The sequence below is a fragment of the Bradyrhizobium sp. 2TAF24 genome, from assembly GCF_052115025.1.
GTDB lineage: Bacteria > Pseudomonadota > Alphaproteobacteria > Rhizobiales > Xanthobacteraceae > Bradyrhizobium_A.
Genome location: NZ_JBFRFW010000034.1, coordinates 24,074 through 39,048, shown reverse-complemented (window position 1 = coordinate 39,048; position 14,975 = coordinate 24,074). Strand labels below are relative to the sequence as shown.

Genomic DNA, 14,975 nt, shown 5'->3' with positions numbered 1-14,975 from the left:
GCCGATCGCGGCTGACGGGCAATACGGCGTGTTCTTCGCTGCCCATCAGGTCGCCACCATCGACTTGACGGGCTCAAAAAGTGTCGGTGATGTCTCCGAACGGGTGTCGGCCATGTCCCCGGACTGAACATCAAGCCCGGCAATGACGCATGGGGTGTGGCCAGCGCCGAAAGTTAAACGGACAGCCGCGGGACAAGCCCGGCCGCGACGCTGAACGCAAGGTATTGCCTCGGCACATGACCGCGCGCGGCGCGTGTTGGATGTGACGAAACGCCTCGACACCCACCACCGGTCATGCGCGGGCTTGACCCGCGCATCCAGCTTCTCTCGCATTCTGAGCATCCAAGATGGATCATCGGGTCACGGCGCTGGCGCGCCGGCCCGGCGATGACGCAGAAGGACACACGACCGCTGCGAACCGCTGCAACGCGACTGCGCCGTGGCCTCATGGTTCGAGACGCGCGGCGGTGCCGCGCTCCTCACCATAAGGAGAGAGGATGCGATCGGACGAATTGAGTTTGGACCCTAGTCCAGCAGGCGCTTCTTGTAGGCGTCGGGATCCATATCCCTGACATCGATGCTGATGCTGTGGGTCGCCGGCAGGAGGTCGCTCAGGGCTTTTCGCAGATCAACGCTGAGGCGCGCCTTCTGCTCCGCGGTGCGACCAGCCAGCATGTACAGGCTGACATGGAAGAACGAGTGCTGTTCACCCGCGACCAGGTAGTCACTGAACGGCAGCGCGCGGATCTTGAGGTCCTCCGCCTTGACCACGCCGGTCGCCGCCGCGGCGTGGTGCAGCGCCAGCAGGATGTCGCGCACCGGAGGCATGTCCTGGGGCACCGAATAGTGGCAGACGATGTGGGGCAAGGGACCACCTCCGTTTCGCGCCGGGAGGCGGCGCGCGTTTGCTTCTTTCGAGCGCTGTTGAACCGAAGTCAAGCCGGCGACCGGCGCGCCTTGCTTCGGCGGCTGAGCCCCCACAGCCCGAGATTCCAGCACATGCAGGTCGCGAGCGCGAGGCTGAGCGCCGCAGCGGAGCCGAGCGGCCGCGCGGCGACATGGAGCACGGCGATGGAGATGCCAAAGCCGAGCAGCCCCCAGCCGCTATTGGCGATCACCGCGGCGGTGGCCGGGCCGCCGAGACGCGGATGCAGGATCAGCATCATGCTGGAGAACACCATCGGGAACAGCGCGATCACGCCGGTGACCTGCGGGCCGACCCACCCCGACGTGCCGACCACCAGCGCGACCAGTGTCGCCACCAGCGCCGCGCGCAGCGGGATGTCGTACCACCGCCGCGTCACCGGCGGCATCCGCGCATGGCGATAGCGGCTGAGCAGCGGCAGACAGATCGCGAACGCCACCGCGTTCACCGCAAGGCCGCCGGCGAGCGACCAGGTCGTCGTGCGGATCAGCGCCGCCAGCACCAGCCACACGGCGACGCCGCCTGCGAAGCTGACGACCATGCTGTGGCGCTGCGCCAGCAGCACATAGGTCAGTCCCAGCATGATCGTCGCGGCGTTGACCGGCAGGCTCGCCAGCGCGCTGGCGGAGATGAACGCCGCATCGTGGTCGAGCGCCAGAAACACATAAGATGGGCCCGCCGAGATCGGCAGCGTCGCCACCAGTGCGCCGATCACCGGGCCGGCACGCTCGGTGATGACCGAGGCGCTGACCACGAAGGCCGCGGCGATGGCCATGCGCAGCACGAGTTGCAGAGCGAAAGCGAATTCGGGAGACATTTGTTGGAGGAGACTTTCTACCTGACCGCGGAGCAGATCGGGTGGCTCGAACGCTCGCACCTCCGAGCCAGACCTAGAATACAGCCCGCTTTTCCAAGCCTCTGTTGAAGCACGCAGATTGTCGGCTTTTCTCCGTCATGCCCGGCCAGCGTGATCCGTCTTCGACGGATCGCCAGGGCTAAGGTCTGCCGGGTATCCACGTCTTAACAGCCGATCTGCAAGAAAGACGTGGATGGCCGGGACAAGCCCGGCCATGACGAGTTCAACAACAACCGCCCTGTTTCATGGGCTTCTTTTTGGTCAGATTCGTAGGATGACGGAGCGTGGTTCAACCTAGACCCACCCATCCCTAGACCCGCGCGAGCGAGACCGTTACCGGCGGGCCGTGCTTGATGGTCTGGTAGACCACGCAATAACGCTCGGTGAGCTTGAGCAGCTGGTCGAGCTTGTCCTGCGGCGCGTCGGTGTCGACGTCGAATTTCAGGCGGATGGCGGCGAAGCCGACCGGCGCTTCCTTGTCGACGCCGAGGGTGCCGCGGAAGTCGAGGTCGCCCTCGGCGCTGACCTCGCCGGACTTCAAGGGCACGTCGATCGCGGTGGCCACCGACTTCAGCGTGACGCCGGCGCAGGCGACCAGCGCCTCCAGCAGCATGTCGCCGGAGCACAGTTCGAGGCCGGAGCCGCCGGTCGCCGGATGCAGGCCGGCGATCGCCGCCGCGGCGCGCCCGGTCTCGACCTTGCAGGCGATGCCTTCGCTCTCCAGCGATCCCTTCGCACGCAGGGTGATGAAGGCGGCCTTGGGATCGGCGCGGTAGCGGTCCTTGATCGGCGCCTGCATGGCGCGCAGTTCGGTCGAATCCATGAGGTCGGTCTCCAGCTCGGTTCGCAGGGGGCGTGTCGGGGCGCGACTATATGCCCTCGCCCGCCGTCAACCAACCGTCGACCGGGCGGCGACCGCGATCGAGCGAGCGGTCGAGCGCACTCATCACCTGGCGCTTGACCACCTCGAAGGCGTCCGACGCGCGGTCGCGCGGCCGCGACAGCTCGACCCTGATCTCCTCGAACAGCCGGCCGGGGCGCGGGCGCATCACCATGATGCGGTCGGCCAGCACCACCGCCTCGTCGACATCGTGGGTGACGAGCACGAGGGTCGGCCGGAAATCGCCCCACAGCGCCAGCAGGTGATCCTGCAGGTCGGCGCGGGTGAAGGCATCGAGCGCCGAGAACGGCTCGTCGAGCAGCAGCACCTCGGGGCGCGGTGCCAGCGCGCGGGCGATCGCCACCCGCTGCGCCTGGCCGCCCGACAGTTCGCGCGGCCACGCCCTGGCCTTGTCGGCAAGACCGACGCGATCGAGCGCCCGTGCGACCTTGTCGCGGCGCTGCGCCGCCGGCTCGTGCGCAAGACCGAAGCCGACATTGTCGGCGACGCTGAGCCACGGCAGCAGCCGCGGCTCCTGGAAGATGATGCCGATCTTGTCGTGCGGCGCCGTCACCACCGCGCCGTCGAGGGCGATGCGGCCGGTCGAGGCTGGATCGAGCCCGCAGATCGCGCGCAGCAGCGTCGACTTGCCGCAGCCCGAGCCGCCGATGATGGCGACGATCTCGCCGAGCCCGATCTGCGCCGAGAAGCCCTCGAGCGCCTGCACGCCGTTGGGATAGACCTTGCCGACACGGTCGAGGGTCAGCATCGTTACCTCCCGCCCGCGCGGGCGCCGAACGAATCCTGCCAGCGCAGCAGCGGCGCGGTGATCAGCTCGACCACCCAGTCGGTGAGCTTGCCGAGCACGGCGAACACCATGATGGCGGCCATGATCTGCGCCGGCTTGCCGAGCTGCTGGCCGTCGGTGAGCAGGAAGCCGAGGCCCTCCGAGGCGCCCATGAACTCCGCGGCGACCACGAACATCCAGCCGAGCCCGAGGCCGGCGCGCAGCGACACCACATAGGCCGGCAGCACCGCGGGCAGCAGGATGCGACGGATCATGGCGAAGCCTGACAGGCGGTAGATGCGTCCGACCTCGACGATCTTGCGGTCGACCGACAGGATGGCGCCGGTGACGCCGAGATAGATCGGGAAGAACACGCCGACCGCGATCAGCGCGATCTTCGACGGCTCGAAGATGCCGAGCCAGAGGATGAACAGCGGCACCCAGGCGATCGACGGAATGGCGCGCAACGCCTGCAGCGTCGGATCGAGCAGCCGCCGCGCCAGCGACCAGTAGCCGGCGACCGCGCCGAGCAGCGTGCCGGCGACGACGCCGAGCGCAAAGCCCGCAACGACCCGCCACAGCGTCGCCGCCACATGGCGTGTCAGCTCGCCGCTGCGCGCGAGCTCGACGAGAGTGACCAGCACGCGGCTCGGCGGCGGCACGAGACGGCCGTTCGACCAGCCGGCGGCCACCACGAGCTCCCAGGCGAGCGCGACGCCGAGCGGCACGACAAGGCCGAGCGCGGGGCCGACAAGGCGCCGCCAGCGCGACGGCGGTGCGGGCGCCGCGGCTTCGGCGGCTTGCGACGGCACCGGCAAGGAAGGGGTATCGATCGTCATCATCCTAGCCAAATCGCGTCCCGGCGGAGAAAGCAAGCGCTCAAAAAAGCAAACGCGGCCCGCGAGGCGCGGGCCGCGTGCCACCCAGACAGAACTCAGTTGGTCGGCAGCGGCACCTGGTCGTCGATCAGCGCATCCACCGTGCCCTTGACGTCGACCTTGGCGTCGATGACGCCGGCCTGCTGCAGCGCGAGGCCCGCGGCCAGGATCGAGTCGCGCTGCGGCGCGCCGATGCGGCTGTGGGTCAGCTCGGTGCGCTCCTTGAGCTGCTTGTCCACCACCACGTCCGACAGCTTGGTGACGCCGATGAACGAGCGCTTGAGGTCATCATAATGGGTGAGCGAGTACTTGCGCGCCTCCTCATAGGCCGCGAGCACACGGCGCACGAGGTCCGGATGGTCCTTCAAGAACTGCTCGCGGACATTGAGGATGCCCCAGGTGTTGGCCTCGGGCTTACGGAAGAACAGTTTGGCGCCGTCCTCGACCTCGGCCTGCGCCATCATCGGGTCGAGCCCGGCCCAGGCGTCGACATCGCCGCGGATCAGCGCGGTCTTGCCGTCGGCATGCTGCAGCAGCACCGGGGTGATGTCCTTCTCGGTGAGGCCGGCGCCCTGCAGCGCCCGCACCAGGAAGATATGGGGATCGGTGCCGCGGGTCACCGCGACGCGCTTGCCCTTGAGGTCCTCGACCTTGCCGATCCTGGAATCCTTGGTGGTGACCAGCGCCGTCCATTCCGGGCGCGAATAGACATAGATCGACTTGATCGGATTGCCGTTGATGCGGGCAACGAGCGCCGCCGAGCCGGCGGTCGAGCCGAAATCGATCGAGCCGGCATTGAGAAACTCGAGCGCCTTGTTGGAGCCGGCCGACTGCACCCAGACGATCTTGATGCCGTCCTTGGCGAACTCCTTCTCGAGGAGGCCCTGCTCCTTGAGCACGATGGAGACCGGATTGTAGGTCGCCCAGTCGAGCGTGATCTGCTTCGGCGCCTCAGTGGCGAACGCCACCGCCGGGGCAGCCGCGGCCAGCACGGCCGAGGCAGCAAAGGCAGCGAAGGCGCGCCGGGAAAGGAAGGTCATCATCGGCTCCGTTGAGGGACAGATCGGGAAGGAGAGGCCGCAATGGGCGGCGAGGTCCCCACCCGCCGGTTGCGAAACTAAAATTCATCCTTTAATTTCAAATGCTTATACGAACGCGTCAACCAGAAAATCCGCACTCCCTTCGGCCGTCCCGCAGCACAAAGTTTCTCCTCGCGCCCGTGACGCGAGAACAGCTTTATCTTTGCTTCAGAATCGCTGGTGACACTGTGCGGCTTGTCCGTTATCCCGAGGACCCATGGACAGCGACAGCGCCTTGATCGAAGCCCAAAAGCAGCCCGAGCTCCTGTTCGACACCGCGCGGATCGAGACCCAGATCGCCGCGCTGGCCGAGACCCATGCCGGCCGCGACGATGCCTTTCGCGCCGCCCTCGCCCAGCTGCTCAAGGCCGAGACCGCCACCGCCCGCGAGGCCATCCAGGCGCAGCTGCTGAGAGATCGCCATGGCCGCCGCTGCGCCGAGCAGCTCTGCGCCATCCAGGACGAGGTCATCCGCCTGCTGTTCAACACGGCGACGCGCTACCTCTACAAGATCCCAACGCCGTCGGAGGCCGAGCGCATGTCGGTGGTCGCCACCGGTGGCTATGGCCGCGGCCTGCTGGCGCCGCAGTCCGACATCGATCTGTTGTTCCTGCTGCCCTACAAGCAGACCGCCTGGGGCGAGCAGGTCGCCGAGGCCATTCTCTACTGCCTGTGGGACATGGGCCTGAAGGTCGGCCACGCCACGCGCTCGATCGACGAGACCATCCGCCAGTCGCGCGCGGACATGACCATCCGCACCGCGATCCTGGAGACCCGCTTCGTCACCGGCGACCACGCCCTCTATGACGAGCTGGTCACCCGCTTCGACAAGAACGTGGTGCAGGGCACCGCCGCCGAGTTCGTCGCCGCCAAGCTCGCCGAGCGCGAGGAGCGCCACCGGCGCGGCGGCCAGTCGCGCTATCTGGTCGAGCCCAACGTCAAGGACGGCAAGGGCGGCCTGCGCGACCTGCACACCCTGTTCTGGATGGCCAAGTACGTCTACCGCGTGCGCGACACCGACGAGCTGGTCGAGCGCGGCGTGTTCGATGCCCAGGAATATCGCACGTTCCGCCGCTGCGAGGACTTCCTGTGGTCGGTCCGCTGCAACATCCATTTCTACACCGGGCGGCCCGAGGAGCGGCTGTCGTTCGACATGCAGCGCGAGATCGCCCAGCGGCTCGGCTACACCTCCCATCCGGGGATGCAGGACGTCGAGCGCTTCATGAAGCACTACTTCCTGGTCGCCAAGGAAGTCGGCAACCTCACCGCGATCCTCTGCGCCAAGCTCGAGGACCAGCAGGCCAAGCCGGCGCCGGTGCTGAGCCGGGTGATGGCGCGGCTGCGGCCGGGGGCGCGGCGCCACCGGCTGCGCGAGAACCCGGACTTCGTGGTCGACAACAACCGCATCAACCTGGTCGCGCCCGACGTGTTCAAGCGCGATCCGGTCAACCTGATCCGGATCTTCCGCCTCGCCCAGAAGAACAACCTCGCGTTCCATCCGGACGCCATGCGCGCGGCCACGCGCTCGCTCAATCTCATCAACGAGAAGATGCGCGAGAGCGCCGAGGCCAACAAGCTGTTCGTCGAGATCCTGACCTCGAACGACGCCGAAATCGTGCTGCGGCGGATGAACGAGACCGGCGTGCTCGGGCATTTCATCCGCGCATTCGGCAAGATCGTGTCGATGATGCAGTTCAACATGTATCATCACTACACGGTCGACGAGCACCTGATCCGCTGCATCGGCATCCTCCAGGACATCGAGCGCGGCGGCAACGACGAGTTCGCGCTGACCAGCGACCTGATGCGCAAGATCCGGCCGGAGCACCGCGCCGCGCTCTATGTCGCCGTGTTCCTGCACGACATCGCCAAGGGCCGTCCGGAGGACCACTCGATCGCCGGCGCCAAGGTGGCGCGGCGGCTGTGCCCGCGGCTCGGCTTCAATCCCGCCGACACCGAGCTGATCGCCTGGCTGATCGAGGAGCACCTGACGATGTCGACGGTGGCGCAGTCGCGCGACCTGTCCGACCGCAAGACCATCGAGAACTTCGCCGCCGTGGTGCAGTCGCTCGAGCATCTCAAGCTGCTGACCATCCTGACCACCGCCGACATCCGCGGCGTCGGCCCGGGCGTGTGGAACGGCTGGAAGGCGCAGCTGCTGCGCACGCTGTACTACGAGACCGAGCCGGTGCTGACCGGCGGCTTCTCCGAGGTCAACCGCGCCCAGCGCATCGCCGCGGCCCAGGCCGAATTCCGCGCCCACTTCACCGAATGGCCGGAGACCGAGGTCAACGCCTATATCGCGCGGCACTACCCGGCGTACTGGCTCAAGGTCGACCTGCAGCGCAAGATGCGCCATGCCCGCTTTGTCCGCGCCAGCGAGAAGAGCGGCCACAAGCTCGCGGTCAATGTCGGCTTCGACGAGGCGCGCGGCGTCACCGAGCTGACAATTCTGGCACCCGACCATCCCTGGCTGCTGTCGGTGATCGCCGGCGCCTGCGCCTCCGCCGGCGCCAACATCGTCGACGCCCAGATCTACACCACCACCGACGGGCTTGCGCTCGACACCATCGCAATCTCCCGCGAATACGACCGCGACGAGGACGAGGCCCGCCGCGCCACCCGCATCGGCGAGATGATCGAGCAGGTGCTGGAAGGCAAGCTGCGGCTGCCGGAGGTGATGGCGCGCCGCTCCGGCCGCGCCAAGGTGCGGCCGTTCACGGTCGAGCCGGAGGTGACCATCAACAACCAGTGGTCCGACCGCTACACCGTGATCGAGGTGTCCGGCCTCGACCGGCCGGGCCTGCTGTACCAGCTCACCACCGCGATCTCGAAGCTCAACCTCAACATCGCCTCGGCCCATGTCGCGACCTTCGGCGAGCGCGCCCGCGACGTGTTCTATGTCACCGACCTGCTCGGCGCCCAGATCACCGCGCCGACGCGGCAAGCCGCGATCAAACGCGCGGTGGTCCACCTGCTCGCCAACGGCGACGGCACGGCACAGCCGGCGGCGTAGGGCATTGCGGCCGTGCCGGTTTGAGTTTGACGGCCTTGATTGTTGTTCGGGACGCACCGCACTTCCACGTTTTCAGCGTCATCACCGGGCCGACGCGAAGCGTCGTGACCCGGTGATCCAGCTTGTTCGCAAGCGTTTTGCGCTCGTTTGACTAGAGCAACGCCCGCCTTCGCTGTGCCGCCCCCCTCATGGTGAGGAGGCGCGCCAGCGCCGTCTCGAACCATGAGGCCGAGGCACTGCGGACCGTGTCCGTCTACGTTGGGGCCTCATCCTTCGAGACGCCCGCTGCGCGGGCTCCTCAGGATGAGGAGAGAGGCCGGTGACGCTGAGAATGTAGAGCGCATCGGATGATATCCAGCCCCTCACGGCTGCCGCAGGGACTCCACGCTGCCGGCGATGTTGGCCGCGAGCGTCTTCACCAGTGGCACGTAGCGTTTGACGAGGTCGGCGCGGTCGAGCGCCGAGACGAAGTAGGTCATCCCGACCGTCGCCAGCACCTTGCCGCCGCTGACGATCGGCACCGCGATGGTGCCCGACGAGCGCGGCTCGACCATCGGATCGCGCTCGGCAAAGCCCTGCTTGCGGACGGCGGCGAGCAGCGCCAGCGCGCGCTTGCGATCGGCGGCGAGACGATCTTCCGGCTCCGATGACCGGGCCAGCATGTCCAGCAGCATGGCGCGCTCGCCGACCGGACAGAACGCGAGATAGGCGCGGCCGAGCGCCCGGCACAGCAGGCTGAGATGCATGTTGATGGTGCCGTGGAACGGCGAGATCGGGCTGTAGGGAATGGTGCTGAAGCGCACCATCACCGCCGTGCGGTCGAGCACCGCGATCGCCAGCGGCCACTGGTACTGCTCGGTGAAGGCGAGCGCCCATGGCCGCGCCGCCTCGACCACCAGCGGATCGCCGTGAAAGCCGTTGCTGAGCGACTTGACCCGCGAGGCGACCGAATAGCCGCCCTGGCGCGGATCGTTGAGGGCATAGCCCAGCGCGCACAGCGATTTCATCAGCCGCACCACGGTCGACTTCGGCAGCCCGGTGGCGCGGTGCAGGATGTCGATCGACGCGACGCGGTGGCGATTGAGTTCCTCGAGCAGCAGCAGCGTGCGCGCGGCGGCTTCGACGGTGTCGGATTTCAGGGGCACGGCGCTATTCCACCTGGTGGAACGATGGCGATTAGATATGGCCGAAACGACCCGCCGCTGCAATGGTCCGCCCTGCTCACAAAGAAGATGGCGGCCGCCTTGTGAACCCGCCGCCACAATGTTTCGGGAGGCTCTGTTGTCCGGCGACCCCATCAGGCCGCATTTTTCCACGTTCCGCTGCCGCTTCACCGACGGCCAGCATGTGGTCGGCAGTTTCATCAAGACCCCGACCACCCATGCCACCGAAATCTTCGGCGCCCTCGGCTATGATTTCGTGGTGATCGACGAGGAGCATGCGCCGTTCGATCGCATGGCCACCGACATGGTGCTGCTCGCCGCCCGCGCCAGCAACCTCGCCGGCATCGTGCGGGTGTCGTCGGACGATCCGGCGAAAATCCTGTCCTGCCTCGATTGCGGCGCGGCCGGCGTGCTGGTGCCGCATGTCGCCAGCGTCGAGAAAGCCCGTGCCGTGGCTGCGGCGGCGCGCTATCGCGGCGGCCGGCGCGGCTACTCGGGCTCGCCGCGCGCCGGCGGCTATGGCGCGACGCCGATGTGGCAGTTGGTCGACGAGCAGGACGCCTCGGTGTGCGCCATCGCCATGATCGAGGACCCGGAGGCGCTGGACCATATCGACGCCATCGCCGACGTCGACGGCATCCACGGGCTGTTCATCGGCCGCGGCGACCTCACCGTCGCGCTCGGCGCGCCGTCATCCGCGGACGCCCGGGTGCAGCAGGCCGTCGTCCACATCATCGCGGCGGCGCAGCGCGCCCGCAAGCCGGTGTGCGTCATGGTCGGCAGCGCCGCGGAAGCCGGCGACTTCGCCGCGCTCGGCGCCAGCGCCTTCATCATCTCGTCCGACCAGGGCCAGATGCGCCGCGCCGCGGCGCAGACCCTCACCGACTTCAAGAAGCTCACTCACGCCTGATCCGCCGAGGACCTCGACCATGTATCACAGCACCGATCCCCGCGCCGCGCTGACCGCCACGCCGGTCGGCCACAAGCCTAACCCGACCCACTTTGCCGGCGCCGAATATGCCAAATTCTATGACATGCCGCCGACCGAGGCGACGAACGGCGCGCGCACCTGGCATGCCCGCGGCCAGAACTTCGTCATCGCCTACAGCGAGACTGAGACCGGCGCGGTGCTGGCGCGCCGCGATCAGCCCGACGAATATGTCGTGCTGCTGCCCGATCCCGGCGCCGGCGCCGAGATCGTATGGAATGGCCAGACAACCACCGTCAGCGGACATTCCATCAGCTTCGTGCCGGCCGGCGATAGCGCGGTGACCTTGCGCGGCCCCGCCAAGGTGGTGCGCATGATGACGTCGAAGTCGGACGATCTCGCGCGGCTGTGTTCGAACGCAGCTTCCTATGCGAACGCGCATCCCAACCTGCCGCCGTTCGCGGCGTGGCCCGATCCGGTCGGCGGCGCGAAAGTGCGCACCTACAGCCTCGAGGTCGCCCCAGCGCCGGGACGGTTCGGGCGCATCTTCCGCGGCTCGACCTTCATGGTGAACTTCCTCGACCCCAAGAACGGCCCGCGCGACACCACCAAGATGTCGCCGCACCATCACGACGATTTCGAGCAGTGCTCGCTGGCGCTCGCCGGCACCTTCATCCATCACCTGCGCTGGCCCTGGACCACGGACATGGGGCAGTGGCGGCCGGACGATCACGAGCGCTGCGGCTCGCCGTCGGTCACCGTGATCCCGCCGCCGGCGATCCACACCTCGCAGGCGATCGACCCCGGCCTCAATCTCCTGGTCGACATCTTCTGCCCGCCGCGCGTCGATTTTTCTGAAAAGCCGGGATGGGTGCTGAACGCCGCCGACTATCCGATGCCGGCCGCCGCAACCACCCGCACCTGAGAGGCACGACCATGGCCGAGACCCAGACGACGTATCCCGACACCGTGCCGTTGCCGCCGCTGTCGCGCCCCACGGAGGTCGCCGAGCTGCTGGTCGGCGCTGTCGACCTGCATTGCCACAGCGGGCCCGCGGCGATGCCGCGAATTCTCGATCATCACGAGGAGCTGCTGGACGCCGCCGCGGCAGGCTTCCGCGCCGTGCTCTACAAGGATCACTTCTATCCCGGCATGGCGCACGCCATCCTGCTGGAAAAGCTGTTCCCGCAAACCAATGTGCGGCTGTTCTCCGGCGTCGCGCTCAACAATGCCTCTGGCGGCATCAACCCCCATGCGGTGGACCATGCCATCAAGCTCGGCGGCAAGATCGTCTGGATGCCGACCCTGTCGGCGGCCAACCACATCGCGGTGCAGAAGAGTGGACAGGCCAAGACCTTCCCCAAGACCGCGCAGAAGATGCTCGATCCCACCCCGCTGTCGGCGCTCGACGCCAACGGCCACTTGACCGACGACACCAAGAAGGTGATCGACCTGATCGCGGAGGCCGACATCATCCTCGCCGGCGGCCATCTGCATGCCAGCGAACTGCACCTCTTGTTCGACGAGGCGGCGAAGCGCGGCGTCAGGAAGATGATGGTCAATCATCCCACCTACATCGTCGGCTGCAATGATAGCGACATCCGCCAGCTGGTCGGGCGCGGCGTGGTGATGGAGCATTCGATCTGCATGTTCATCGACGGCAAGTCGAAGAAGTACAGCGCCGACGACCTCGCACATCTGATCGAGGTCGCCGGCGTCGACAACACCATCCTGTCGTCCGACCTCGGCCTCACCGGCTCGCAGCGCCCGGTCGACGGTTTCCGCAGCATCACCCAGATGCTGCTCGACCTGCAGATGCCGCGCGCCGCCATCAAGAAGCTGATCAGCGACAATGCCGCCGCCTTCCTCGGCCTGCCGGAGAGCCGGCCGGCTACCAGAACCGCAGCTTAATAAAAAAAGGCCAGCCGAAGACCGCAGCGAACGGTCTCGGCGCAACGGGAGGATGACCCTATGAGCTTCGTCGAGCGCGACGGCGGCGACGCCCTGGTACGCCGGGTGATGTGGCGCATCATGCCCCTTCTGGTCGGCATGATGCTGCTGGCGGTGATCGACCGCTCGAATGTCGGCTACGCCAAGCTGCAGATGGTCCACAGCCTCGGCCTGCCGGAAACCACTTACGGCCTGGCGTCGTCGCTGTTCTTCATCGGCTACTCGCTGTTCGAGGTGCCGAGCGCGCTGGCCGCGCACCGGTTCGGCGCGCGGCTGTGGTTCGCCCGCATCCTGATCACCTGGGGCGTGCTGACGGTCGTGCTCGGCTTCACCTTCAGCGGCTCGCTGTTCGCAGCGGTCCGCTTCCTGGTGGGGGTGGCGGAGGCCGGCGCCTATCCCGGCATCATCTTCTATCTGACCCTGTGGTTTCCCAAGCGCTACCGCGTGCAAGCGGTGGCGCTGCTGACCATCGGCAGCCCGCTCGGCAACATGTTCGGGTCGCTGTTCGGCGGCACGCTGCTCGACCTCGACGGCTTTCTCGGCTTTGCGGGCTGGCAGTGGGTGTTCATCGTCACCGGCGCGCCGGCGCTGCTGCTGTTCGTCCTGATCCTGAAGTATTTGCCGGATGGCCCGCAGACAGCGAATTTCCTCTCGTCCGACGAAAAAACCTGGCTGGCCCAGGAGCTCGGCCGCGACGACGTCAGCGAGCCGATGCAGAGCCACCCGCTGCGGGTGCTGATCGACCTGCGAGTGTGGTGGTTCGCCTTCGTCTACACCATGATCACGCTGGCGCTGTATGGCATCATCTACTGGCTGCCGACCGTGGTGAAAGGCTTTGGCGCCACTGGCACGGAGAACGGCCTGCTCAACGCGCTGCCCTGGGCCGTCGCCGCCGCTGTGCTGATCTGGCTGCCGCGCCATCTGCGCGAGCACCGCACGGTGCTGGTCGGGATGGCGCTGATCGCGCTGTGCGGCATGGCGGCGTTCTTCACCTCGACACTTCTGGAGCAGAACTGGATGCGCTATGTCGCGCTGGCGGTCGGCACGCCCTGCATCTCGCTGCTGTTCCCCTGCTTCTGGTACCTGCCATCACAGATCTTCAGGGGCGCCCACGCCGCCGCCGCGATCGCCGCCATCAGCACCATCGGCAGTCTCGGCGGCTTCGCCGCCCAGAACCTGATGCCGTGGGTGGCGTACTGGTCGGGCAGCGCGCTGGCGGCGATGGCCGTGCCGGCCGCAAGCCTCGCGGTGCTGGCGCTGAGCGCGCTGATCATGCTCGCCACCTGGCGCGTCGCGCGGCCGCCGGCCTTCAGCCTCGCGGCCGCGCCGGACACCAAGCGCTCGCAGGCGCTGTCGTGACCGGCACCCTGCAGGCGACCATGCCCGACACCATCGCCATCGGCGTCGCACGGGCCGTGCGGTTTGTCGCAGATATGTTCACGCGCGCCGGGCTGCCGCCCGCCGCGTCGCTGGAGCTGGCGGAGGCGCTCGTCGATGCCGACCGGTCGGGCCTGCCGTCCCACGGCCTGTCCCAGGCGGAGATGTATCTGCGGCGCCTCGCGCTCGGCAGCGTCTCGACGGCGGAGGAGCCGCTGGTGATCGACAGCCGGGGCGCCACCGCCGTGCTCGACGCCCGCGGCATGTTCGGCCATCTCGCCGGCCGCCGGGCGATGCAGATGGCGATCGACCGCAGCAAGACGTTCGGGGTCGGCGTGGTCGCTGTTCGCAACAGCTTTCACTTCGGCGCCGCGGGCCGTTACGCGCAGCAGGCGAGCGACCACGATTGCATCGGCCTTGCGATGTGCAACACCAAGCCGATGATGCCCGCCCCCGGCGGACTGACCAAGCTGGTCGGCAACAACCCGCTGGCCATCGGCCTGCCGACGGCGGAGGGGCCGGATTTCCTGCTCGACATGGCGCTCAGCAAAGCGGCGCTCGGCAAGATCCGCACCTACGAGAAGGCCGGCCGCGCCCTTCCCGACGGCTGGGCCGTCGACACGGACGGCCGTCCGACCACGGATCCGACCGCGGCCATTGCAGGCATGCTGCTGCCGGCCGGCGGCGCCAAGGGGTTCGGACTGGCGCTTGCCATCGACCTGATGTGCAGCCTGCTGGCAGAGGGCCCCGGCGGCGACGACGTCGCGCCGCTGTACGGCGATCTCACGAAGCCGTTCATGTGCTCTCTGCTTTTCATCGCCATCGACATTGCCCACTTCCGCACCACCAGCGATTTCCGGATCGAGGCCGACGACGCGCTGAGCCGCATCCGCGCCGCGCCTGCGACCACGGGTCCGCTGCGCACGCCGGGCGAGCGCGGCTGGGCGAGCCGCAACGGCAGCGACACCATCCATATCCCGGCTCCCCTCGCCGCCACGCTCGACAAAATGGCTGCCGCCTGCGGATCAGCGGTGCGGCTGCACGACTGACCAGAGCGCAAGCATCGATGCACGCGCGCGACGACGCGGTTCCCAAAAATGGAACAAGCGGCACCTTGCTGCCGCCGCATTCGCGGG

General features: G+C 67.7%; 13 protein-coding genes and 1 pseudogene. 7 read left to right on the top strand and 7 right to left on the bottom strand.

What is annotated here, in order from left to right:
- Positions 1 to 127 (top strand): annotated as a pseudogene (locus tag AB4Z37_RS31385) (IS481 family transposase); the annotation flags it as partial.
- A gap of 398 nt (positions 128 to 525) precedes the next feature.
- On the opposite strand, the gene AB4Z37_RS31380 reads toward AB4Z37_RS31385, so the two are convergent.
- From AB4Z37_RS31380 to AB4Z37_RS31355, 6 genes are all read right to left on the bottom strand, one after another.
- On the bottom strand, positions 526 to 867 hold the full coding sequence (locus AB4Z37_RS31380) for a 5-carboxymethyl-2-hydroxymuconate Delta-isomerase (RefSeq protein ID WP_441520594.1): 342 nt from the start codon (positions 865 to 867) through the stop codon (positions 526 to 528).
- A gap of 68 nt (positions 868 to 935) precedes the next feature.
- Positions 936 to 1,742, bottom strand: coding sequence for a hypothetical protein (locus AB4Z37_RS31375; protein ID WP_441520593.1), 807 nt, complete (start codon positions 1,740 to 1,742; stop codon positions 936 to 938).
- Between the two features lie 349 nt (positions 1,743 to 2,091).
- Complete coding sequence (locus AB4Z37_RS31370; RefSeq protein ID WP_441520592.1) at positions 2,092 to 2,604, bottom strand: OsmC family protein; 513 nt, start codon at positions 2,602 to 2,604, stop codon at positions 2,092 to 2,094.
- Positions 2,605 to 2,650: 46 nt separating this feature from the next.
- On the bottom strand, positions 2,651 to 3,430 hold the full coding sequence (locus AB4Z37_RS31365; RefSeq protein WP_441520591.1) for an ABC transporter ATP-binding protein: 780 nt from the start codon (positions 3,428 to 3,430) through the stop codon (positions 2,651 to 2,653).
- 2 nt (positions 3,431 to 3,432) lie between these two features.
- Positions 3,433 to 4,287 carry an ABC transporter permease gene (locus AB4Z37_RS31360; RefSeq protein WP_441520590.1) on the bottom strand — a complete coding sequence of 285 codons (855 nt, stop codon included), beginning with the start codon at positions 4,285 to 4,287 and terminating at the stop codon, positions 3,433 to 3,435.
- Between the two features lie 95 nt (positions 4,288 to 4,382).
- A complete protein-coding gene (locus AB4Z37_RS31355; protein WP_441520589.1) occupies positions 4,383 to 5,366 on the bottom strand; it encodes an aliphatic sulfonate ABC transporter substrate-binding protein in 984 nt (327 codons plus the stop codon).
- Between the two features lie 256 nt (positions 5,367 to 5,622).
- Between AB4Z37_RS31355 and AB4Z37_RS31350 the strand changes: the two genes are divergently transcribed.
- Positions 5,623 to 8,421, top strand: coding sequence for a [protein-PII] uridylyltransferase (locus AB4Z37_RS31350; RefSeq protein ID WP_441520588.1), 2,799 nt, complete (start codon positions 5,623 to 5,625; stop codon positions 8,419 to 8,421).
- 362 nt (positions 8,422 to 8,783) lie between these two features.
- Here AB4Z37_RS31350 and AB4Z37_RS31345 read toward each other — a convergent pair whose 3' ends face one another.
- On the bottom strand, positions 8,784 to 9,566 hold the full coding sequence (locus tag AB4Z37_RS31345) for a DNA-binding transcriptional regulator (RefSeq protein ID WP_441520587.1): 783 nt from the start codon (positions 9,564 to 9,566) through the stop codon (positions 8,784 to 8,786).
- Between the two features lie 136 nt (positions 9,567 to 9,702).
- Here AB4Z37_RS31345 and AB4Z37_RS31340 point away from each other — a divergent pair, with 136 nt between their 5' ends.
- From AB4Z37_RS31340 to AB4Z37_RS31320, 5 genes are read left to right on the top strand one after another with little or no spacing between them, the layout of a single operon-like run.
- Positions 9,703 to 10,494, top strand: coding sequence for an HpcH/HpaI aldolase family protein (locus tag AB4Z37_RS31340; RefSeq protein WP_441520586.1), 792 nt, complete (start codon positions 9,703 to 9,705; stop codon positions 10,492 to 10,494).
- Between the two features lie 19 nt (positions 10,495 to 10,513).
- Complete coding sequence (locus AB4Z37_RS31335; RefSeq protein ID WP_441520585.1) at positions 10,514 to 11,437, top strand: hypothetical protein; 924 nt, start codon at positions 10,514 to 10,516, stop codon at positions 11,435 to 11,437.
- 11 nt (positions 11,438 to 11,448) lie between these two features.
- On the top strand, positions 11,449 to 12,423 hold the full coding sequence (locus AB4Z37_RS31330) for a DUF6282 family protein (RefSeq protein ID WP_441520584.1): 975 nt from the start codon (positions 11,449 to 11,451) through the stop codon (positions 12,421 to 12,423).
- A gap of 60 nt (positions 12,424 to 12,483) precedes the next feature.
- Positions 12,484 to 13,821, top strand: a complete 1,338-nt coding sequence (locus tag AB4Z37_RS31325) for an MFS transporter (protein WP_441520583.1) — start codon at positions 12,484 to 12,486, stop codon at positions 13,819 to 13,821.
- Positions 13,818 to 14,888 (top strand): Ldh family oxidoreductase, encoded by a 1,071-nt coding sequence (locus tag AB4Z37_RS31320; protein WP_441520582.1) that lies wholly within the window; start codon positions 13,818 to 13,820, stop codon positions 14,886 to 14,888. The genes AB4Z37_RS31325 and AB4Z37_RS31320 overlap by 4 nt, the downstream gene beginning before the upstream one ends.
- The last annotated feature ends 87 nt before the right edge of the window (positions 14,889 to 14,975 follow it).